Source organism: Brevibacillus sp. HB2.2 (assembly GCF_013284275.1).
GTDB classification, from domain to species: domain Bacteria; phylum Bacillota; class Bacilli; order Brevibacillales; family Brevibacillaceae; genus Brevibacillus; species Brevibacillus brevis_D.
The window spans coordinates 1-382 of the sequence record NZ_JABSUV010000116.1 but is presented as its reverse complement, the minus strand read 5'-3'; the positions used below and the strand labels follow the sequence as shown (position 1 = coordinate 382).

Annotated in this window: 1 protein-coding gene and 1 pseudogene; both read right to left on the bottom strand. The window is 36.1% G+C overall.

Annotated elements, in window-relative coordinates:
- Window positions 1-87, bottom strand: a pseudogene (locus HP401_RS29555) (aldo/keto reductase); the annotation flags it as partial.
- A gap of 66 nt (window positions 88-153) precedes the next feature.
- Window positions 154-382 (bottom strand): tautomerase family protein (locus HP401_RS29550; RefSeq protein WP_173607634.1); only part of this gene is annotated, 229 nt, incomplete at its 5' end.

The following is a 382-nucleotide window of genomic DNA, read 5'->3' as shown; positions in this document are numbered from 1 at the left end:
CTCCTCCACTTTAAATACTCCCAAACCAAACCAAGGCATTTTAACACCATTGTAAAGAGTCGTAGTATCTTGCAAATTTTTCGCCATTGAACATTATCTCCCTTATTATTGTTATTTTATTGAGCCAATTTTCATTGCTAATATGAAAACCGTTTACAATTGTCGACTTTTTGAAAGAAAATCTTTATCTGCTCCTGTCACACCACTTTGCCCCCAATTACCTGGTACCATTTCTCGAATAAGGATCAAAACTTTATCCAAAGGTGCACGGGTGAATTTCATAGTGAGGTGAGTCAGGTCATTTATATATTTATCTTTCGTTACCTGGTCAAACGTATTCCAAATACCAACTGTAACGACAGCCATACCATTTATTTCAGAG